The following is a 20424-nucleotide window of genomic DNA, read 5'->3' as shown; positions in this document are numbered from 1 at the left end:
GCTGTATTCTCTAGGGGATAGCAATTTCGCTGAGACACGCGCGGCTGAGCCTGACCATGACTGGCATGCAACAACTCCGGGGCCTTCATCGCATCGCCCAGACAGCAGCTTCGGCACGCGTGCTGAATTTGCACGAAATCGCCAATACCAATGCCGCCAATCCCGAACACGCTGCCATGCCGCTGTTCAGCTGCCGGCGTCTGAATGAGGCGATTCTGCTCAAGCACGCCCTGCGCGCCCAGGATCGCCCCTATGTGTGCACACCGCGCGCCACGGCGACCAAGATCGTCTTCCCGATCAGCAAGTCCGACCTCAAGCTGGGTGGCTATAGCCTTTTCATCGAACAGCCCAATCTGGACGCCGCCTTCCGCGAAGCCATGGGCTCGAACACCCCCATCGAGAGCGTCAATCAGGACATTGAATTACTGCGCGAGATCGCGCGCCTGCCCTCGCTGGACCCCTATTTGCTGCGCGATGTGGCGCGCGGTCAGGGCCGCAAGGTTGCCGATTGCTATTTCAATATTTCACCGCGCGACATCCGCGCCGTCCGAAGCTTTCTGCATCGCGACATGCGCGCCCTGGTCGAGCGCGCCAATGACGGTGCCGGTTTTGATACCGACCTGACCGCCGAGCGTTTAAGCCGCCTGATGATGGAAGACGCGGCCAGCCCGTCTCTCGCCCCCCTGCGCAAGGCGCTCAGATTCGGGGCCGAGGATTTCGAGCACTCGCTGAAGGGCTGGAAGGGCGTGCTGTACTATAAATGGTGCTATGCGCGCCTGTTGCAGGGCTTCCCCGCGGTCGCAACCCGAATGGCGAGCATGCGGCTCAACCGGCCGCGCCATGAGGACAAGGTCTATCTCTACGGCCTGGTGAGACGGATCCTGCAGCAGATCGACGAGAATTTTGGCTCGGTCAAAGTCCATATCATTGGCTATGACACCGCCTTCCAGGCCCTGATTGACGATAATGACCCGATACCGTTCCAGACGTTTTTGCGGACAGCCAGCCGGTCCTTCACCGAGATCGGACGCGCCATCGGCGAGATCTCACATGCCTGCGACTTCTGGAATTACCGCCAGGGGCAGGATGCCGATGCGAGGATCGATGTCGATATTGCCCACGAGCTTATCGGTGAACTGGCTCACTCGCTGGGCATCAGCTATGACGAGCCCGCCGCGCTGAAACGCCCCGCCTAGGACGGCGGCGAACCACAACCGGCCCGGATCGCTGACGAGGCGGCTCTAGCGCCGCCCGAACAGGCGTTCGATATCGGCCAGTTTCAGCTCGACATAGGTCGGACGGCCATGATTGCACTGGCCGGAATGCGGCGTCGCTTCCATCTCGCGCAGCAGGGCATTCATCTCCTCGCCATTGAGACGCCGCCCGGCGCGGACCGAACCATGGCAGGCCATGGTGCCGACGACATCTTCCAGCTTTTCCTTCAGCGCGAGCGCCTGATCATATTCGGCCAGATCATCGGCGAGGTCGCGGATCAAGCCCTGAACATTGAGTTTCTTGAGCAGGGCCGGTGTTTCGCGCACGGCGATCGAACCGGCGCCAAAACTCTCGATCACCAGACCCAGTTCGGCGAGTTCATGGCTGCGGTCGAGCAGGCGCTGGGCTTCGGCTTCCTCGAGATCCACGATCTCCGGCACCAGCAGGCGCTGCCTTTGCACGCCGGTCTGGGCCAGCATGGTCTTCATGCGCTCATAGACCAGCCGCTCATGCGCGGCATGTTGGTCAACGATGACAATCCCGTCCGCAGTCTGGGCGATGACATAGGTCTCGTGCAATTGCGCCCGCGCCGTACCCAGCGGCCAGTCCGGTGCCGGGGCCTGCGGCGCAGCCTCCATGCCTTCGGCAACACCCGGCGCATAGCCCGGCGTCTCATCGCGCTCGATCCGCGCCGACATACCCGGTTCGAACACGCCCGGCTGATGCGGTTCGGGCATGCGTCCCCACAGGGCCGAATGGGCCGAGGCCTGGTATTGGAGGCCCTGTGGCGGCCGATAGCCCTCGGGCCTCACCGCACCCAGGGCATGGCCGGCAACTGTCGTGGAGGCCCGGTGACCGGCCCCGGCGAGGGCATGGCGCAGCGCGCCGACGATCAGGCCGCGCACCAGCCCGGCATCGCGGAATCGCACCTCGGCCTTGGCCGGGTGGACATTGACGTCGACCTGGCTGGTCGGCAGCTCGACATTGAGCGCGACCACCGGGTGGCGATCGCGGGCAAGGAAGTCCTGATAGGCTCCGCGCACAGCGCCGCCGAGCAGTTTGTCACGCACCGGGCGGCCATTGACGAAGAGGTATTGGTGCATCGCATTGCCGCGTGAATAGGTCGGCAGGCTGGCAAAGCCGGTCACCCGAACGCCCTCGCGCACCTGGTCGACCTCCAGCGCATTGGCGCCGAAATCTGCGCCGATCACCGCCGTCATGCGGGCCTTGTGTGCCTCGGCATCATCGCCGCTCTCCGCTGCGATGGACAGGCGTTTGCGCCCGTCCTGCACGAGGAAGAAGCCGACATCAGGCCGTGACATGGCCAGGCGTTTGACGACATCGGAAATGCCGAGATTTTCCGCGCGTTCGCTCTTGAGGAATTTCAGGCGTGCCGGCGTCGCATAGAAAAGGTCGCGCACTTCGATCCGGGTGCCCGGGCGTCCGAGCGGTGCCACCGGCGCGACTTCGCTGACCTGCCCGCCCTCGACACTGACCGACCAGGCATCGCCGGCACCACGCGCCTGGCTGATAATGGACAGACGGGCGATCGAACCGATCGAGGGCAACGCCTCGCCGCGAAACCCCATGGTGGCGATATTGAGCAGATCGTCCTGGCCGTCCTCCCCGAGCGGGAGTTTCGAGGTGGCGTGGCGCTCGATGCACAAGCCCAGCTCCTCGGCGCTCATGCCCTTGCCATTATCCTCGATCAACAGACGCGTGAGGCCGCCACTGTCCGCGACAATATCGATCCGCGTGGCGCCGGCATCGAGCGCGTTCTCGACCAGCTCCTTGACCACGGAGGCCGGCCGTTCGACCACCTCGCCGGCGGCGATGCGATTGACGGTCTGCGCGGGCAGGCGGCGGATAATCGGCTGGGTCATGGTCAAAGACATAGGGCCAACCTTTCGGCTGGCCCTGAGTCGGTCAAGTGTGCAGCGATGCTGCGATCAAAGGCCAGGCAGTTTCGGCAACAGCCGGCGATCCTGTTCGATCTCGACTTCGCCACCACCGGTCACGTTCAGGATCGATTCCTGACGCGCAGCCTCTGCGGACGAATCGAGCGGTGTCGCATCGACCGGCGGCTGGTATTCGCCATTACGCCAGAACAGGACCTGGTCAGCAAAGCTGCGGGTCTTGTGCACGACGCCGGCGGTTTCGCCATCAATGATCGAGCGGATGAAAGGATCGGCTGCGCCGCCGCCCGCATGGGCAACCAGCAAGGCCTCGGCATCGCTGCCCTGGAACTCACCCTGGGAACCGAGCAAGGCCGCACGGGCCATCTGGTCAGGATAAATCTCGTCGGGGCGCGGGGCGCCGGGCTGAGGTGGCCGCAGATTGAATTCAGGCGGCACGCTGAGCGGTGCAATCGTGACGGTCCGGAATTCGTCCGGCGTGACCTTGCCCCCACCGAAGCCCCGCTCGACAGCGGCACAACCCGTCAGGGCGAAAGAGGCCGCAGCAGCGGCAATAAGTACGGATGGCAAACGCATGTGGACTAAGCTCCAGTCATTCTTCAAATCATATGTAGCGAAGAGTCTCACCGATCTCCAGCCCGCAGACCATTACATCTTTGTCGGCCGCTTTTCCCGGTCGAAAATAAACACATCGATCAGGATCGCCGCGACCCCGAGATTGATGCCCACATCGGCGATATTGAACACCCAAGGAAACATCATGTCAGAGAAATTCAGGAAGTCGGCAACCGCGCCATAGAGCGCCCGGTCGACCGCATTGCCCAGCGCTCCGCCGATGATCAGGCCAAAGGCGATCGCCTGCCAGCGCCGCACCGCCTTGAACGGCCCCAGCGACAGCAGGCCGGCAAGCAGGGCCAGCGCAACAATCACCGAGAACCCGACCAGCAGGAAGCGGCCGAGCATGCCGTCGGCACCCAGTAGGCCAAAGCTGACGCCCTTATTCCACACCATGGTGAGGTCAAACACGGGCGACACTTCGATATGGCCGCAATTATTGACCATGCCGGAGCGGGCCAGGGCATCGGCGCGCTGAAAGTCCAGGCAACCGGGCGGCGAAAAGGCCAGCCGGTCGAGTACCAGCCATTTGCTGACCTGGTCGAGCACCAGCACGCTGCCCGCCAGGATCAGTCCCAGGCGGGCATCGGCCGTGATCCGGATGGCCTTCACGATCCCGTTCAGGCGATCAAGCATTCATCGCGTCCCAGTGAGCCACCGCTTCGGCATCGCGCGGGCTGAGGTCGGGATAACGGCTGTCGGCACCAATCGCGGTCGAGTATTTCCACGAGCGCGCACATTTGCGCCCGACAGCCCGGCCGGGGATGACGACGATATCGGCGACATCCTCAAGCTTGAAGCCGACTTGCGGCGCCTCGCCATCGATCAGATAGGCCTGGCTGGTGATGCCGATTTCGGCCAGATATTCATCCACGTCGCCATCGGCCTCGGCCGCCAGGGCCGCGCGGTAGGACGGGTCGGTGACATAGACTTGCGGTGCGGCTTCGAGGCTGGAGCCGATGCGCTTTTCGCGGCGCTCGACTTCCAGCGCCCCGTTCACCACCCGGCGCAGGCGGCGGATGGTCTGCCAGCGTTCGGCACGGCTGCCATCATGCCAGTCGGCCGGCGTGTCCGGGAAGGTGCGCAAATGCACACTGTCCGTGTCGGACGGATGCAGGCCGAGCCAGACCTCTTCCATGGTGAAGGGCATGATCGGCGCCAGCCAGGCTGTCAGACGGTCGATGACTTCATTCATCACCGTCCGCGCCGCCCGCCGGCGCAGCGCGTCGGGACGGTCGCAATACAGCGCGTCCTTGCGGACATCGAGATAGAAGGCCGACAGGTCGACGACGCAGAAGTTGAACAGGGCCGAATAGACTTTCTTGAAGTCGTAAGCGGCATAGCCCTCGCGCACGATGCCATCGAGTTCATGCAGGCGATGCAGCACCCAGCGCTCCAGTGACGGCATGCGGTCATGCTGCACCGTCTCCGATGACGAGAAGCCATCCAGCGCACCGAGCACATAGCGCATCGTATTGCGCAGCTTGCGATAGGCATCGACGCTGGTCTGCAGGATTTCGTCGGAAATCCGCAGATCATCAGTGTAGTCCTGACCCGCCGCCCACAAACGCAGGATCTCGACGCCGTATTTCTTGGCGACATCATCGGGCGCGACAACATTGCCGAGCGATTTCGACATTTTGCGGCCATCGCCGGCCATCACGAAACCATGCGTGAGCACGGCGTCATAGGGCGCACGGCCCCGCGTGCCGCAGCTTTCCAGCAAGGAGGACTGGAACCAGCCACGATGCTGGTCGGAGCCTTCCAGATAGAGATCGGCCGGCCATTTCAGGTCCGGGCGCGGTTCCAGCGCAAAGGCGTGGGTACAGCCGCTGTCGAACCAGACATCGAGAATGTCGGTGACCTTCTCGAAGGCCTCCGGGTCGTATTCCTCACCGAGGAATTCAGCCGCCGGACGCTCGAACCAGGCATCAGCCCCGTCCTCTTCCACGGCCTTGATGATGCGGGCATGGACCTTGGGGTCGTTGAGAACGCGCTTGGTGCCCGCCTCGACAAACAGGGTCAGCGGCACGCCCCAGGCGCGCTGGCGCGAGACCAGCCAGTCCGGCCGGCCCTCGACCATGGCGCGGATACGGTTTTCCGCCACTTTCGGCGTCCACTGCGTATCGCCGATCGCCTTCACGGCGACGTCACGCAAGGTGCGTCCATCCTGCATCGGCCGGTCAAGGGCAACAAACCATTGCGGCGTATTGCGGAAGATCACCGGTGCCTTCGAGCGCCAGGAATGCGGATAGGAGTGTTCCAGACGTCCACGCGCCAGCAGACGATTCTGCAGGATGAGGGCATCCATCACCGCCTTGTTGGCCGGACCGTCCTGGCCCTGCTTCTTGCCGTCGACACGGATGATGTGCAGGCCGCCAAACAGCGGGATATTCTCGTAGAACGCGCCGTCCTCGCCGACCGTCTGTGGCACGGGCGTGTTGCGGTCATGCCATTCGGGATGCGCCATCCAGGCGACATAGTCCTCGGCACCATGCCCCGGGGCCGTGTGAACGAAGCCGGTCCCGGTCTCGTCGGTCACATGCTCACCGGCGAGCAAGGGCACGCCATAGCTCCAGTATTTGTCGGCATTGGCGAGCGGATGGGCGCAGACCAGTCCTTTGGGGTCGACCGACATGATGCGGTCGGCGCGGGTGATCTTGGCCGCAGCCGCGGTCTCTTCCCACAGATTGTCGGCGACGATCAGCCGGTCGCCGGGCATCGCCCAGGGCTTGAATTCGCTCTCCCCCATCGCCGTGACTTCGTAGAGGCCATAGCTGATGTCGGGCGAATAGCAGATGGCGCGGTTGGCCGGGATGGTCCAGGGCGTCGTCGTCCAGATGACGACATGGGCGCCGATACAGGACGACGGAATGGCCGAACCGTCATGGCGCAGGCCACGCAGCGGAAAGCGGACATGGATCGTGGTCGACACCTTGTCGTGATACTCAACTTCGGCTTCGGCCAGCGCGGTCTGCTCGACCGGCGACCACATCACCGGCGCCGAACCGCAATAGACCAGGCCCTGTTTCACGAAGCTGAGGAATTCGCGCACGATCACCGCTTCGGCATCGAAGGCCATGGTGGTGTAGGGATTATCCCACTCGCCGGCGACGCCGAGCCGTTTGAATTCCTCGCGCTGGACATCGATCCAGCCGCCGGCATAGGCGCGGCATTCGGCGCGGAATTCCTTGGTCGGAACATCATTCTTGTTCCGGCCCTTGGCGCGATAGGCCTGTTCAACCTTCCATTCGATCGGCAGGCCATGACAATCCCAGCCCGGACGATAGGGCGCATCGAAACCGGACATCTGCCGGGAGCGCACCACGAAATCCTTCAGGATCTTGTTCATGCCGGTGCCGATATGGATGTGTCCATTGGCATAGGGCGGGCCGTCATGCAGCACGAAGCGGGTCTTTTTGGCACCCTGCTCGCGCAGGCGGCGATAGATTTCCAGCTTCTCCCAGCGTTCGAGCCAGAGCGGTTCCTGCTTGGGCAGGCCGGCGCGCATGGGGAAATCGGTTTTGGGTAGAAACAGGGTCTGGCGATAATCGCGGCTATCGGCAGTGTCGGTTCCGTTATCGGCAGGCGTATCCGTCATCGGATCAGGTCCTTGCGGTCAATATCGTGGAAAGTTCTGGAGGAGCGGCAGTCTCCCGGAACCGCGCGGGATCAATCCCGGCGGCCCGGGCCGCTAATTCGCCGGTCAAGCGATGCCGCAGACAGCGCCGCATCAGATATCTGCAATCGGGAACAAACCATGCTCCGCATATATCCGAGCCTGTCAGGCCGGTCCAGCCACGCGCGTCAGCACATCGCGGGCACGCGCGGCATCGAGCGCAATCTGAGCCTTCAGCGCATCGAGTCCGTCAAAGCGGTGCTCGGCGCGCAAGTGATCATGAAACTCGATCGCCAGCTCGCGGCCATAGAGGTCGCCCTCAAAGTCCAGCAGGTGAACCTCCAGCACTTCGGTGACGCCATCGACCGTGGGTCGCTTGCCGATATTGGCAACGGCGGCACGGCTGGCGGGCTCACCATCAATCCCGACGAGGACGGCATAGACGCCATAGGCCGGGCGGACATAATCGCCCATATCGATATTGGCGGTCGGAAATCCGATCGTGCGGCCGCGCTGATTGCCCTGCGCTACGCAGCCATCAACGGTCCAGCGAGTGCCGAGCAATTCGGCTGCAGCCTGCATATTGCCGTCATGGATCGCCTTGCGGATGCGCGTCGAGGAGACCTTGTCAGACCCGTTGCCGGTCAGTTCGGCAAACTCCGAGCGAATTCCCCGCGCGGTGCATAATTGCGCCAGCTCGACAGTCGAACCGGCACGGCCCGCGCCGAAACGGAAATCGGATCCGGTGACAATGCCGCCAATCCCCAGCCCGTCGTCCAGAACGGTCTGCACGAAACCCTCCGGGCTCATCTTCGCCATCGCTTCGTCGAACTCGAGCACGTGCAATTGCGCGATGCCGAGCGCGTCGAGCGTCGCATCGCGGCGCGCCGGGCTCATCAGGCGGAAAGCACGCGCGTCGGGCGCGAAATAGCGGCGCGGATGCGGCTCGAACAGGGCGACGCCAAGCTTGGCATCACCGTCGCTGGCCAGCCGGCGGGCAATATCGAGCACCGCACGATGGCCCAGATGCACGCCGTCAAAATTCCCCAGCGCGATGACGGCGCCGCGGTGTTCCGGCTCGAGCCGCTGGTATCCGTGGAAAGTCTGCATCAAGGACTATTCTACCGGCTTGCGGCGCCGCTTGCGCACCATGACTTCCGCCTCGGCCTGCATCGCGACCTTGCCGTCGACAGTGCAGACGCAATCCATCACCAGGCGCCGGGCCTTGATGTCGATATCCTTGACCGTGACTTTGGTGAGCACTTCATCGCCAATCCGCACCGGCTGGAAAAAGCGCATATTCAGGGCGAGGAAAATCGCGCCCGGTCCAGGCAGCTGATTTCCGAGCACGCCGGAGATGTGGGAGGCGACCAGGGCGCCGTGCACAATCCGGCCGCGAAATGGCGTCGACCGGGCGTATTCCTCGTCCATATGGACAGGGTTATAATCGCCTGAAACCTTCGCGAACTGCTCCAGATCGGCTTCCACAACGACTCGTGCTGCTTCCGCCGACTGGCCGATTTGCATGTCTTCCAAGGCGATTCCAACGATTTCAGCCATGACTCTCTCCGTCTCTTCGCACGCTTTAACCGATTTTTATCCGCAGTTGTCTAGGGTCATTGGTGAAGACAGCGGAACAAGCTGTCCCAGGAAACACGCCGAGTGGATGGAGACTTAGCATGGCTGTCGATATGACAATGTCGATCCTGGTCGTGGACGACTACAAAACCATGATCAGAATCATACGCAACCTGCTCAAGCAGATTGGGTTCGAGAATGTTGATGATGCCGCAGACGGGCAGGAAGCATTCGCGAAAATGCAGGAAAACAAATATGGGCTGGTCATATCCGACTGGAACATGGAACCGATGACGGGCTACGAGCTTCTGCAGAAGGTTCGCGCAGATGAGGGCATGAAAGCAACGCCCTTCATCATGGTGACCGCAGAATCCAAAACCGAGAATGTTGTGGCCGCGAAACGCGCCGGCGTGAACAACTATATCGTGAAGCCCTTCAATGCCGGCACTTTGAAATCAAAGATGTCCGCCGTTCTTGGTGACTTCTAGGCCCTGGCCTCGACGATCCGCTGTATGAACCTGCCAAGCAAGGAGGGCCCCATGCCCGCCGCCAATGTCGCCGCGCAAGTCCGCACATCGCTCGCCTCGCTGAAGGCCGGCGATCTGCAAGGTGCGCAGATCATGGAAGTTCTGAAGCTGGCCCACCAGCTGACGGATACGATGAAGCTGTTCTTCAGCTCTCTCGACCAGTCGATCTGCCAGGAATTCAATTATATCGCCGAGTATATCTCACGGACGCGGGACGAAATTGCCGCCCTACGCCCCAATGATATCAAGACCCAGCGCATTCCGACCGCCGGCGCCGAGCTGGAAGCCGTCGTCGGGGACACTGAAAAGGCCACCGAGACCATCATGTCGGCAGCCGAGGAAGTGTTGTGTGATGATGGCGAGGACTTCGCGGCCTATCGGGCCAATGTCGAAGCCCGGATGATGACGATTATCGAGGCCTGCAGTTTCCAGGATCTCGCCGGTCAGCGCGTCTCGAAAGTGGTCAATAGCCTGCGTCACGTCGAAGAACGCGTCGCCCGCTTTGCCGATGTGATGGGTGTTCGCGATGCGGACTATGCCCCTCAGGAAGAGACGGCAAAAGAAAAGCGCGACCGCGAACAATTGCTCAATGGCCCGGCCATGGGCGGCCCGGAGACGAGCCAGGACGATATCGACGCGATGTTTTCCGCAATGGATACCCCGCCGGTCAATGATCTCGACCAGGGCTCCATCGACTCGCTGTTCGACTAGTCCGACCAGACCAGCCTGGATGCCCACCAGCGGGTGTGCACGCCATAGCTATCCAGCATGCCAGCGACAGTCTCGGAATTGAGGCTGTCGCTGTTCAAGTCTGCGCCATGGATGCCATCGGCGACAAACAGGGCATCAATCCCCACCCGAACAGCTCCGGCGATATCGGTTTCCGGCCCATCCCCGATCGCCAGCACGCGCGCCGGATCAAACATTCTGCCTGCGGCCTCGGCCTTGCTGCACGCCAGCTGGTAGATCGGCCGGTGCGGCTTGCCCGCGACCACGCTGCGCCCACCCATTTGCGTGTAGAGACGCGCGATGGCGCCGGCGCAATAGATCAGGCGGTCACCGGACTGGACAACGATGTCGGGATTGGCACAGACCAGGTCGAGATCGCGCTCCAGCGCCGTCTCCAGTACCGCCCGATAATCCTCCGGCTTGCCGTTCCAGTAATCGTCCGGCCCGGTACAACTGATGAAGTCCGCCTCTGCGATACCGGTGAATTCAATCGCCAGCCCCTCATAGAGTTGGTCATCATCGTCCGGTCCGATCCGCAGGGCCCGCCCCGGCGTGCGCGCGGCCAACTCGGCATGAATCGCATCGCCCGAGGTCACGATCGCATCGACACTGCCGCCGCTCAGGCCCATCTGGCCGAGCATGGCTGCCAGCCCGCGTGCGCGCTGCGGTGAATTGGAGACCAGGCAGACATAGCCGCCAGACTGGCGAAAACGCACCAGCGCATCGACAGCCGCTGGCAAGAGCCGGCGGCCATCGCGGATCACGCCCCAGACATCGCAATACAGGACATCATAACGGTCGCGCAGCTGGGACAGGGTGGCGGGTTGTGGCAGTGGAATGGCTTGGGTCATGGACGGTTTGAAGCAGCGCCGCCGCGCCAGGTCAATTGGTGCTAGCCAGCCATCCGGATGACCTGGCCGGTCTCGTCGAGCGCCTCATCGCGCACCGGGCGCGGTTCACCGAACAAATGCCCCTGGCCGAACGCCACATCGAGCTCAAGCACTTCAACGACTGTCGCTTCGGTCTCGACCTTGTCGACGATCAGATCGATCCCGTGACGGGCAAAAACACCGGCCATGTCTTCATGGGCAATCGAGCCCGGCTCGAGCCCGGCGATCGATTCATTATTGTTCACGGCGTCGAGCAGGCGCTCGCCGGCAATCTTGACGAAGCGCACACCGGCGCGCTGCATCTCGTTGAGGTCGAGATCGACATCGGTGACCTGGTCGACCGAGAAGCGGAAGCCAAAATCGACCATGCGCGACATGTTGCGCGCGGCGATCGCATTGCGTTCGATGAAGGCGCGCTGCGGGATCTCGAAAATCAGCGCCCCGGCCAGGTCATTATTCTGGCGGATGAAGTCGAGGAATGACGGAAAGAAGCTCTCATCGGCCAGCGAGTTGGGAGAGACATTGCAGAAAATCCCGACCCGGCGGTCCTGCTGCGTCAGCCGGCGCAGGATCTGGACGCAGCGGAAGAGGAGAACATTATCGACTTCCGTCATCAGGTTGGCGCGCTCGGCTACCTCGAGGAAGACGCCCGGAGCCAGCACACGACCGGCCGCATCGCGCAGCCGGGTGAAGCTCTCATAAAACATGATCCGACGCTGCGGCAGGGTGACGATGGGCTGGAGGTAGAGATCGACGCGGTTGGCCTGCAGGGCCTCGCGCACGACGTCGATACTGACCGCCTTGCCGCTCGCCTCGATGGCGTGACCGCTGCGGTCCGGAATGGGTTCACCGACCCGGCGCACCAGATCCTCAAGCACTTTGACTTCATGCACAAAGGCATTATCGCGCTCGACCGCCTCGCAGCGCAGCTCGTCGGTAATCTCGTCGAGCCGGCGCTGGGCGGCCTCGAACTCTTCGGCCAGCGCCAGATTGGCGGATTTGAGGCCGCGAATTTCCTCTTCGGTCGTCCGGCGTTCAGCCGCATGCGAGGCAGCGGAATGCGCCATGCCGGCCGCGATGAAGACAATCGCCCCCATCATCCACGCGGTCGCTGTCGACATCAGTCCGAAAAATTCGAAGCCGATTGCTGCGACGACCGCGATCATCACATAGGTCAGCAGAATGAGAATGTCTGATGCGCGGGGCATGGGCAGCCTTGTTGAACCGGGTTTGCCGAAAACGAATCGGTGGCAATACCGAACCCTAAGCTGATCCCGCACCGGTTGTCGTTTGGTTAACGAAGGTAAACCCGGCTCGGTGGCTGCGCCCGCGAGCGCCAGCCCGCCATGAAAAAGGCGGCCCACCCGGGGGTGGACCGCCTCGATCAATTCACGGATGTCCGGATCAGGACGTCGTGTGCGGACGGATCAGGATTTCCACACGCCGGTTGCGGGCGCGGCCCTCGGCCGTGTCATTGCTGGCGATCGGCGAACGCTCGCCCATGCCGGCAATATAGAAACGGTCGCGCAACACGCCCTGGGAGATCAGATAGCTGCCCACAGACGAGGCGCGCTGCTCGGACAGGCGCTGGTTATAGTCATCAGCCCCGGTCGAATCGGCATGGCCGACCACGTCGACATAGGTGGCGGGATAGCGGTTAAGGACCTCTGAGGCATCATTGAGGATGCGGTAGAAGTCCGGCTTGATCGACGAGGAATTGGTGTCGAAAGTGACATCGCCCGGCATGATCAGAAGCAGATCATTGCCCTGGCGGCGAACGCCGACGCCGCTTTCGGACATCGCTTCGCGCATCGCCGTTTCCTGACGATCCATATAATTGCCGATTCCGGCTCCGGCGAGACCGCCAATCCCCGCGCCGATCAGCGCATTGGTCCGGCCTTCCTGGGAATCCGAGGTATTTGTGAGATAGCCCAGCGCGGCACCAGCGGCCGCACCGATCAGCGCGCCGCGTCCGGTGTAATTCGGGCGGACTTCGCCGGTATAGGGGTCAGTGGTAGTGCAGGCCGTCATGGCCAGCGCAGCAACAGTCGTTATCAGCGCAGTACGGATCTTCATGGGTTCGACCTCTCAGCTTCGCGGTCCAGTGGACCGTCACAGCATTCATTATCACAGGCATTGCGAACGAGCGATATCAATCGCGCGATGAACGCCAAATGAGCAGGCCCGATCACGGTGCAGTCTTTACCCCCGATCCGCACACATCGCCACCCTTGACGCCGTCACGCCGACTGCTTATCTGCCCCCTGTTAGCAGTCGACGGACGTGAGTGCCAAACTCGTTTCCCGGCTGTTTTTTGATTTTCTGTCCTCTTGTTGGAGATACGCCAAGATGAGCTTTCGTCCTCTGCACGACCGCGTCCTTGTGAAGCGCCTCGAAGAACAATCCAAATCCAAAGGCGGGATCATCATCCCCGACACCGCCAAGGAAAAACCCCAGGAAGGCGAAGTCGTCGCCGTGGGTACCGGCGCCATCAAGGAAGACGGCTCTGTCCGCGCCCTCGACGTCAAGGCCGGCGACCGGATCCTGTTCGGCAAATGGTCCGGCACCGAGGTCACCCTCGACGGCACCGAGCTGCTGATCATGAAAGAATCCGACATCCTGGGCATTGTTGGCGCCTAAGCGGCCGCCCCGATCCCTTTTTGAACAACTCTAGCAAACGGAAATAATCCCATGGCTGCTAAAGACGTACTCTTCGGTTCCGATGCCCGTGAGCGCATGCTGCGCGGTGTCGATATCCTGGCTAACGCCGTCAAAGTGACCCTCGGCCCGAAAGGCCGCAATGTCGTTCTGGAAAAATCCTACGGTGCCCCGCGCACCACGAAGGACGGCGTTTCGGTCGCCAAGGAAATCCAGCTCGCCGACAAATTCGAGAATATGGGCGCACAAATGCTGCGCGAAGTGGCCTCGAAGACCAATGACGAAGCCGGCGACGGCACCACGACCGCCACGGTCCTGGCCCAGTCCATCGTCCGCGAAGGCATGAAATCGGTTGCCGCCGGCATGAACCCGATGGATCTGAAGCGCGGCATCGACAAGGCCGTTGCCCTTGTCGTCGCCGAAATCAAGGCGTCCGCCACCCCGATCAAGGGCCAGGCCGAGATCGCCCAGGTTGGCACCATCTCCGCCAATGGCGCGACTGAAATCGGTGACATGATTGCCCGCGCCATGGAAAAGGTCGGCAATGAAGGCGTCATCACGGTTGAAGAAGCCAAATCCCTCGACACCGAACTGGATGTCGTTGAAGGCATGCAGTTCGACCGCGGTTACCTGTCGCCTTACTTCATCACCAATGCAGAGAAAATGAATGTCGAGCTCGAAGAGCCCTACATCCTGCTGCACGAGAAGAAGCTGACCTCGCTTCAGCCCATGCTGCCAATCCTGGAAACCGTCGTTCAGTCGGGCCGCCCCCTGCTGATCATCGCGGAAGACGTCGAAGGCGAAGCGCTGGCAACCCTGGTTGTCAACAAGCTGCGTGGCGGCCTGAAGATTGCTGCCGTCAAGGCACCAGGCTTCGGCGATCGTCGCAAGTCGATGCTGGAAGACATTGCCATCCTGACCGGTGGCCAGGTCATCTCCGAAGATCTCGGCATCAAGCTTGAGACCGTTACCCTCGACATGCTCGGCACCGCCAAGCGCGTTGGCATCACCAAGGACGATACCACCATCGTCGACGGCGCCGGCGCCCGCGAAGCGATCGAAGCCCGGGTCACCCAGATCCGTCGCCAGGTCGAAGACACGACCTCCGATTACGACCGTGAAAAGCTGCAGGAACGTCTGGCCAAACTGGCCGGCGGTGTTGCTGTGATCAAGGTCGGCGGCGCGACTGAAATGGAAGTGAAAGAGAAGAAAGACCGCGTCGACGACGCCCTCAATGCGACCCGTGCGGCCGTTGAAGAAGGTATCGTTCCAGGCGGCGGCGTTGCGCTGCTGAAGGCGTCCCTGAAGCTGGTCGGCCTGAAGGGCGACAATCCTGACCAGACCCAGGGCATCGCGATCATCTCGCGCGCCCTGCAGTCCCCGATCCGCCAGATCGCCGAAAATTCCGGCGTTGAAGGCTCGATCGTGGTCGGCAAGGTGATGGAAAATGCGTCCCTCACCTTCGGCTTCAATGCCCAGACTGAAGAGTATGGCGACATGCTCGAATTCGGCGTGATCGACCCGGCCAAGGTCGTCCGTACTGCTCTGCAGGATGCTGCTTCGGTTGCCTCCCTGCTGATCACCACGGAAGCCGCGGTTGCGGATTCGCCGAAAGAAGAAGGTGCCGGTGGCGGCGGCATGCCGGACATGGGCGGAATGGGCGGCATGGGCGGCATGATGTAATCATGCCGTTCGGCTCACGCTGAATGACCAGGAAAGGCCGCTCCCGACGGGGGCGGCCTTTTTCTTTGCTGGATCGAGCCCCGCCCTGCGCTATGTTGCGCGCGACACAGGTTTTGGGGAGATCAGCATGAAGTATTTCGCAATCGGCGCCGCGTTCGCGATGACATTCGCACTGGCGGCCTGCCAGCCCGCCGACGAAGCGGTACTCGCCACCAGCGAGGCCCCGGCGCCCGCCGTGGCACAATATGATGCCGCCACCTTCTTCATGACCACGAGTTTCCTCATGGCGGATAATGTCGGTTTTGCCTTTTCAGCCTCGGACGGTCGAATTCTCATTTCCTCTGACGAAACCGGCACCTACAACGCCTATGCCGTTGATCCCGTCTCCGGCGCCCGCGAGGCACTGACCGATTCAACCACAGCGGCCACCGCCGCGCTCAGCTGGTTCCCCAATGATGACCGCGTGCTGGTCACTTTCGATGGCGGCGGCGATGAGCTCAATCATATCTATGTCCGTGAACTTGATGGCCGTCTGACCGACATCACTCCCGGCGAGAATGTGAAAGCAGATTTCCTGGGCTTCTCGCCCGATGGCAATGATATCTGGGTCGCCAGCAATGCGCGCGATGCCGGCGCCTTCGATATCTATCAATACGATACGCAGAGCTATGAGAGCGGCTTCGTGTTCGAGAACACTGACGCGCTGTCGATCGGTGCCGTAAGCCCCGATGGCCGCTGGCTCGCCCTGGTGCGCAATCGCACGTCGGCCGATAGCGACATCCTGCTGGTCGACCTCGCTGCCAACAATCCCGAGCCGGCGCTGGTCACGGCCCATGAGGGGAATATCGCCTATGGCGCCTATACCTTCACACCGGACAGCAGCGCCCTGATCTATGCCACCAACGAGCACGGCGAGTTCAATCAGGCCTGGTCGCATGATCTGGCTACAGGCGAGCGGAGCGCACTGGTGACGGCCGACTGGGACGTGTCCTTCGTCACCTATTCGCCTTCGGGCCGCTATCTCGTCACCGGCATCAATGCCGATGCCCGGACCGAGGTCACGATCACGGATCTGGAAACCGGCGAAGCGCTCGCCCTGCCCGAGCTGCCATCCGGCGATCTCGGCTCGGTCCGCTTCTCGCGCGATGAGGGTTCGATCGCCTTTACGATCAATGCGGCGACCTCGCCGTCCAATATCCATCTGGTCGAACTGGCCAGCCAGACCCATACCCAGCTGACCCAGGCCCTCAATCCGGCGATCGATGAAGCCGATATGGTCGATGCCGAAGTGGTGCGCTTTGCCAGCTTCGACGGCGTCGAGATTCCCGGCATCCTCTATCGCCCGCATGGCGCCAGCGCCGACAATCCGGTGCCGGCCCTCGTCATGGTCCATGGCGGACCAGGCGGGCAAAGCCGGATCGGCTATTCGGCGATGATCCAGCATCTCGTCAATCACGGCTATGCCGTCTACGCCGCCAATAATCGCGGCTCGTCGGGATACGGAAAAACCTTCTTCCACATGGACGATCGGCGCCATGGCGAGGAAGACCTGCGGGACATCGTCTCGGCCGGCGACTATCTGCGCTCGCTCGACTGGGTCCGTGATGACCAGGTCGGTGTGATTGGCGGCTCCTATGGCGGCTTCATGACGGTCGCCGCCCTCGCCTTCCATCCGGACGCATTTGAAGTCGGGATTGATATTTTCGGCGTCACCAATTGGGAGCGCACCCTGGCCTCCATCCCGCCCTGGTGGGAAAGCTTCCGCGAAGCGCTGTATGACGAGATGGGCGACCCGGAGACCGATGGCGAACGCCACCGGGCCATCTCGCCGCTCTTCCATGCCGACACGATCACCAAGCCGCTGATGGTGATCCAGGGCGCCAATGACCCGCGCGTGTTGCAGGTGGAAAGCGATGAAATGGTCGCCGCCGTGCGCGCCAATGGCGTGCCGGTCGAATATGTCCTCTTCCCCGATGAAGGCCATGGCTTCCGCGGCCGCGATAACCGCATCACCGCGTCAGAGGCCTATCTCAGCTTCCTCGACACCTATCTGCGCGAAGGCGAAACGGCACAATAAGACCGGGCATGCGGGCGGCCTTCGGGCCGCCCCGATGCGTCAGACCGGATGACGCAAGGCCGCAATCCGCGCCACGGACTGATCAATGCGCGCCTCGGTCAAGCGGCCCTCCGCAATCGCTTCGCTGACCCAGCGGGTAATGCGCTGTGGCAGTTCCGGATCGGGTGCGGCGGAGTTGGACAGCATGATGATGTCATTGCCGGCCTCGATCGAACGCAGCACGGCTTCGCGCTGGCTGTAATTCTCGCGGATCGCGGCCATGTCGAGATCATCGGTCATCACGGCGCCGGCAAAGCCCATCTCGCCACGCAGCAGACCCTCGATCACCGGTGCCGAGAAGGTCACCGGCACATCAGCCGGGTCGAGCCCGCGCTGGGTCAGGTGACCGCCCATGATGAGCCGCGCCTCACCGGCATCAATCAGGCGCCGGAAGGGGTCGAGCTCGGCGTCGGTCCAGGTCTCGGTGATGTCGACAAAACCGGCATGGCTGTCGCCGCGCGAATGCCCGTGTCCGGGGAAATGCTTGATGGCACAGACCGCGCCCGCCTCGCGATAGGCGTCGATAAAGGCACTGGCATAGGCGGCGACGGTCGCGCCATCATCGCCATAGGCCCGGCCATGACGGCCAATCACGGCGTTTTCCGGATCATTCAGGTCGGCAACCGGTGCCAGATTCATGTTGAAGCCGGCGGCGCGGAATTCCTGCGCGGCGGCGGCATAGACCGTATGCGCGGCCTCGGCATCGCCGGCCTGCGCCACAAGCAGCGCACGCGGCACAGCGCCATAGCCCAGATCGCGCGACAGCCGCTGGACCACCCCGCCCTCCTGGTCGACCGCCATCCAGGCATCGGGCGCGATCGCCCTGAAGCGGGCCGTCAGACCCTCAACGCCCTCGCGCGAGCGCACATTATGACGCAGAAAAAGCACGCCGCCGATACGGCCGGCCTCGAGATGGGCGGCGATATGATCGGCGCCATCGGTGTCCACGGTCGAGCCAATGAAACCGAGCAGCAGCATCTGGCCAATCCGCTGTTCCAGGCTCAGCCCCTCGGCCAGAGCCAGGGATCCCGGCACAAGGCTCAAGCCGGCTCCGGCGGCAGCCCAGCCCAGAACACGGCGGCGATCAGGGCCGCAAACAGGGTCAGTCATTTTGGAGGCTCCGAAGCAAAACAGATATGACCGCCACCATGCAAAGCGGGGGCCGGTCATGCAAGCCCGGGATGGAGGCGCAAGCGGCGACCGCCAATCTTGCGAAAACGTCACATCTCTGCAACCCCAGGGTCGGGAGACATCCAGCATGCTCGTTCTCAGCCGCTCTTTTTCACGATCAGCGGCCCCTTTAGTGACTGGGCGCGACACCCTAGCCGGTGTCGCGCCCTTCTTTTCTCCACACTCCGGAAGCGCGGCCGCAGCGTCCAGCCTGTCCAAAAATTCAGGCCCGGGCCAAGGCGCGGTAACCTGAAAGGGTCCAGCGTGGTGCCAGCTTGAGATGAAAGAGGGACATATCATGAAAAAATTACTGCTCGCGACCGCAGCAGCCGCGCTGGCCGGGACCGCAGCCTGGGCGCTCGATGACGATAACCACCGGACGCACGTGCGCATCGCCGCCGCCCCGGCCATGGGAGGTGGTCAATCCGCCACGGTGATTGAAATCCGTGGTGAGGATGGCACACGCACCATTCACATCCAGGGCGACAGCCCGCACTCGCGGCTGACCGTCAACGGACAGAGCATCGTCATTGGCGATGACGGCGTCATGATTGACGGCCAGCTGGTCGAGACCGACGGCGCCGGCCTGATCATCGTCGATGGTGAGCAGATCCAGGTGATGAATGACGGAGATTTCAATCGCTTCGATGGTCAGTTCGAACGCCATATGAGCGAACGCGCCGAGGCCCTGGCGCACATGTCGCAAGGGCGGCATGAATTCCGCTTCGACTTCGATTCCGAAGGCGTGGAGACCGAGGTCATCGCCTCGCTTGAAGCCGCCCTGGCGGGACTGGAGTCCGAGCGGGCCATGGCCGGCAATTCCCGTGACTGGGATGCGCTGTCCGAGGCTGAACGCGAAGAGGTGCGCGCCTCGATCGAGGAAGCCCGCCAGGAAATCCGTGAGGCGATGCGTGAGATGCGCGTCGAAATGCGCGAGGCACGCGAACTGGGCGACAGTGAATCACGGCGCGTCCGCGTGGAAATGCGCCACGCCGCCCGCGAGGCTGCCCATGCTGAACGTGACGCCGCGCATGCCCACCGGGATGCGGCACGCGCCGCCCGTGACGAAGCCCGGTCAGAACGCGACCAAGCGCGCGAGGAAGCCCGCCAGGAAGCGCGCGTGCTCCGCGAGCAGCGCCGGCATGTCGGCCGCGTTGCCACGCACGGCGGTGAGGAGAACCGCAGTATCCGCGTCGAACGCACGGATGACGGCCGTCGTCAGGTCTGGGTGAATGGCGAGGAACAGACCGGCGATGATCTGATCAGCTGGCTCAACCAGCTGGAGGCCGAACGCCTGGCGGGCGGCATGGACGGCGAGCCACGCCGTCAGGAGCGCCGCATTGTCCGCTTTGACCGGGAAGACGGTTCCAGCCGTGAAGTCGACCTGACCGGACGCCGCGTCATCGTCCTGCGCGGCGGTGAAGCGGATGAAGGTGAGCGGGTCTTCGAATTCGAGTTCGACGACCGCGACGAGGATGACGGGAAGTAGTCGACCCGCCTCACCGCGAGAGTATGCAGGAAGGCCGATGCAAACCGGCCTTCCTTGCGAGGGCAAGGACCCAAAAAGGCGGGGCTGGCCAAAGCCAGCCCCGAAATTTGCGGTTGGTCGATAAAGGACGTTTCTCCCCGAAACGCCAAGGACTAGACGGTCAGGCCCGGTCCAGATGCGAAGTTGACGTAGACGTCATGCGAGGTCAAGCCTAGTGAT

Annotated in this window: 17 protein-coding genes; 7 read left to right on the top strand and 10 right to left on the bottom strand. The window is 62.6% G+C overall.

Annotated elements, in window-relative coordinates:
- Positions 1-65: 65 nt before the first annotated feature.
- On the top strand, positions 66-1196 hold the full coding sequence (locus BLT42_RS08300) for a hypothetical protein (protein WP_233342391.1): 1131 nt from the start codon (positions 66-68) through the stop codon (positions 1194-1196).
- A 45-nt stretch (positions 1197-1241) separates the two neighbouring features.
- On the opposite strand, the gene mutL is transcribed toward BLT42_RS08300, so the two are convergent.
- The 6 genes from mutL to BLT42_RS08270 all read right to left on the bottom strand — a co-directional run bounded on the left by mutL (position 1242) and on the right by BLT42_RS08270 (position 8925).
- Positions 1242-3098 (bottom strand): DNA mismatch repair endonuclease MutL, encoded by a 1857-nt coding sequence (mutL, locus tag BLT42_RS08295; RefSeq protein ID WP_233342390.1) that lies wholly within the window; start codon positions 3096-3098, stop codon positions 1242-1244.
- A gap of 66 nt (positions 3099-3164) precedes the next feature.
- Positions 3165-3707: a DUF3035 domain-containing protein gene (locus BLT42_RS08290; RefSeq protein WP_091769658.1), complete on the bottom strand. Its 543-nt coding sequence runs from the start codon at positions 3705-3707 to the stop codon at positions 3165-3167.
- A 72-nt stretch (positions 3708-3779) separates the two neighbouring features.
- Complete coding sequence (gene lspA, locus BLT42_RS08285) at positions 3780-4382, bottom strand: signal peptidase II (RefSeq protein WP_091769656.1); 603 nt, start codon at positions 4380-4382, stop codon at positions 3780-3782.
- Complete coding sequence (gene ileS / locus BLT42_RS08280) at positions 4375-7347, bottom strand: isoleucine--tRNA ligase (RefSeq protein ID WP_091769654.1); 2973 nt, start codon at positions 7345-7347, stop codon at positions 4375-4377. Before ileS ends, lspA begins: the two co-directional genes overlap by 8 nt.
- Positions 7348-7530: 183 nt before the next feature.
- Positions 7531-8475, bottom strand: coding sequence for a bifunctional riboflavin kinase/FAD synthetase (locus tag BLT42_RS08275; protein WP_091769652.1), 945 nt, complete (start codon positions 8473-8475; stop codon positions 7531-7533).
- Positions 8476-8481: 6 nt separating this feature from the next.
- Entirely contained in the window at positions 8482-8925 is a 444-nt protein-coding gene (locus tag BLT42_RS08270; RefSeq protein ID WP_091769650.1) for a MaoC family dehydratase, read from the bottom strand.
- 119 nt (positions 8926-9044) lie between these two features.
- On the opposite strand from BLT42_RS08270, the gene BLT42_RS08265 reads away from it, so the two are divergent.
- Both BLT42_RS08265 and BLT42_RS08260 read left to right on the top strand, forming a co-directional pair.
- Complete coding sequence (locus BLT42_RS08265; protein ID WP_091769648.1) at positions 9045-9431, top strand: response regulator; 387 nt, start codon at positions 9045-9047, stop codon at positions 9429-9431.
- A gap of 51 nt (positions 9432-9482) precedes the next feature.
- Entirely contained in the window at positions 9483-10181 is a 699-nt protein-coding gene (locus BLT42_RS08260) for a protein phosphatase CheZ (RefSeq protein WP_091769690.1), read from the top strand.
- On the opposite strand, the gene BLT42_RS08255 is transcribed toward BLT42_RS08260, so the two are convergent.
- The 3 genes from BLT42_RS08255 to BLT42_RS08245 form a co-directional block, all read right to left on the bottom strand.
- A complete protein-coding gene (locus BLT42_RS08255) occupies positions 10178-11050 on the bottom strand; it encodes a TIGR01459 family HAD-type hydrolase (protein ID WP_091769646.1) in 873 nt (290 codons plus the stop codon). The genes BLT42_RS08260 and BLT42_RS08255 overlap by 4 nt on opposite strands.
- 41 nt (positions 11051-11091) lie before the next feature.
- Positions 11092-12297 carry an EAL domain-containing protein gene (locus BLT42_RS08250; RefSeq protein WP_091769644.1) on the bottom strand — a complete coding sequence of 402 codons (1206 nt, stop codon included), beginning with the start codon at positions 12295-12297 and terminating at the stop codon, positions 11092-11094.
- Positions 12298-12493: 196 nt separating this feature from the next.
- Positions 12494-13165, bottom strand: coding sequence for a YiaD family glycine zipper/OmpA-like lipoprotein (locus BLT42_RS08245; RefSeq protein WP_091769643.1), 672 nt, complete (start codon positions 13163-13165; stop codon positions 12494-12496).
- Between the two features lie 273 nt (positions 13166-13438).
- Between BLT42_RS08245 and groES the strand changes: the two genes are divergently transcribed.
- From groES to BLT42_RS08230, 3 genes are all read left to right on the top strand, one after another.
- Positions 13439-13729, top strand: a complete 291-nt coding sequence (gene groES / locus BLT42_RS08240) for a co-chaperone GroES (RefSeq protein ID WP_091769641.1) — start codon at positions 13439-13441, stop codon at positions 13727-13729.
- Positions 13730-13780: 51 nt separating this feature from the next.
- Positions 13781-15430, top strand: coding sequence for a chaperonin GroEL (gene groL, locus BLT42_RS08235; RefSeq protein WP_091769639.1), 1650 nt, complete (start codon positions 13781-13783; stop codon positions 15428-15430).
- A 127-nt stretch (positions 15431-15557) separates the two neighbouring features.
- Positions 15558-17507, top strand: a complete 1950-nt coding sequence (locus BLT42_RS08230) for a S9 family peptidase (protein ID WP_091769637.1) — start codon at positions 15558-15560, stop codon at positions 17505-17507.
- A gap of 39 nt (positions 17508-17546) precedes the next feature.
- Here BLT42_RS08230 and BLT42_RS08225 read toward each other — a convergent pair whose 3' ends face one another.
- Complete coding sequence (locus tag BLT42_RS08225; RefSeq protein WP_091769635.1) at positions 17547-18656, bottom strand: glycoside hydrolase family 3 N-terminal domain-containing protein; 1110 nt, start codon at positions 18654-18656, stop codon at positions 17547-17549.
- A 358-nt stretch (positions 18657-19014) separates the two neighbouring features.
- Here BLT42_RS08225 and BLT42_RS08220 point away from each other — a divergent pair, with 358 nt between their 5' ends.
- The gene (locus BLT42_RS08220; protein WP_091769633.1) at positions 19015-20205 is read left to right on the top strand and encodes a hypothetical protein; all 1191 of its coding nucleotides are present in this window, start codon (positions 19015-19017) and stop codon (positions 20203-20205) included.
- Positions 20206-20424 lie beyond the last annotated feature (219 nt).

The organism is Maricaulis salignorans, from assembly GCF_900103475.1.
In the GTDB taxonomy this organism is placed as follows: domain Bacteria; phylum Pseudomonadota; class Alphaproteobacteria; order Caulobacterales; family Maricaulaceae; genus Maricaulis; species Maricaulis salignorans.
The sequence above is the reverse complement of the archived record's forward strand: the minus strand, read 5'-3'. Positions and strand labels throughout refer to the sequence as shown.

Bases quoted from the DNA above. Each gene is read 5' to 3' on its own strand.
- BLT42_RS08300 (WP_233342391.1), top strand. From the start codon at position 66: ATGCAACAACTCCGGGGCCTTCATCGCATCGCCCAGACAGCAGCTTCG.
- mutL (WP_233342390.1), bottom strand. From the start codon at position 3,098: ATGACCCAGCCGATTATCCGCCGCCTGCCCGCGCAGACCGTCAATCGC.
- BLT42_RS08290 (WP_091769658.1), bottom strand. From the start codon at position 3,707: ATGCGTTTGCCATCCGTACTTATTGCCGCTGCTGCGGCCTCTTTCGCC.
- lspA (WP_091769656.1), bottom strand. From the start codon at position 4,382: ATGCTTGATCGCCTGAACGGGATCGTGAAGGCCATCCGGATCACGGCC.
- ileS (WP_091769654.1), bottom strand. From the start codon at position 7,347: ATGACGGATACGCCTGCCGATAACGGAACCGACACTGCCGATAGCCGC.
- BLT42_RS08275 (WP_091769652.1), bottom strand. From the start codon at position 8,475: ATGCAGACTTTCCACGGATACCAGCGGCTCGAGCCGGAACACCGCGGC.
- BLT42_RS08270 (WP_091769650.1), bottom strand. From the start codon at position 8,925: ATGGCTGAAATCGTTGGAATCGCCTTGGAAGACATGCAAATCGGCCAG.
- BLT42_RS08265 (WP_091769648.1), top strand. From the start codon at position 9,045: ATGGCTGTCGATATGACAATGTCGATCCTGGTCGTGGACGACTACAAA.
- BLT42_RS08260 (WP_091769690.1), top strand. From the start codon at position 9,483: ATGCCCGCCGCCAATGTCGCCGCGCAAGTCCGCACATCGCTCGCCTCG.
- BLT42_RS08255 (WP_091769646.1), bottom strand. From the start codon at position 11,050: ATGACCCAAGCCATTCCACTGCCACAACCCGCCACCCTGTCCCAGCTG.
- BLT42_RS08250 (WP_091769644.1), bottom strand. From the start codon at position 12,297: ATGCCCCGCGCATCAGACATTCTCATTCTGCTGACCTATGTGATGATC.
- BLT42_RS08245 (WP_091769643.1), bottom strand. From the start codon at position 13,165: ATGAAGATCCGTACTGCGCTGATAACGACTGTTGCTGCGCTGGCCATG.
- groES (WP_091769641.1), top strand. From the start codon at position 13,439: ATGAGCTTTCGTCCTCTGCACGACCGCGTCCTTGTGAAGCGCCTCGAA.
- groL (WP_091769639.1), top strand. From the start codon at position 13,781: ATGGCTGCTAAAGACGTACTCTTCGGTTCCGATGCCCGTGAGCGCATG.
- BLT42_RS08230 (WP_091769637.1), top strand. From the start codon at position 15,558: ATGAAGTATTTCGCAATCGGCGCCGCGTTCGCGATGACATTCGCACTG.
- BLT42_RS08225 (WP_091769635.1), bottom strand. From the start codon at position 18,656: ATGACTGACCCTGTTTGCGGCCCTGATCGCCGCCGTGTTCTGGGCTGG.
- BLT42_RS08220 (WP_091769633.1), top strand. From the start codon at position 19,015: ATGAAAAAATTACTGCTCGCGACCGCAGCAGCCGCGCTGGCCGGGACC.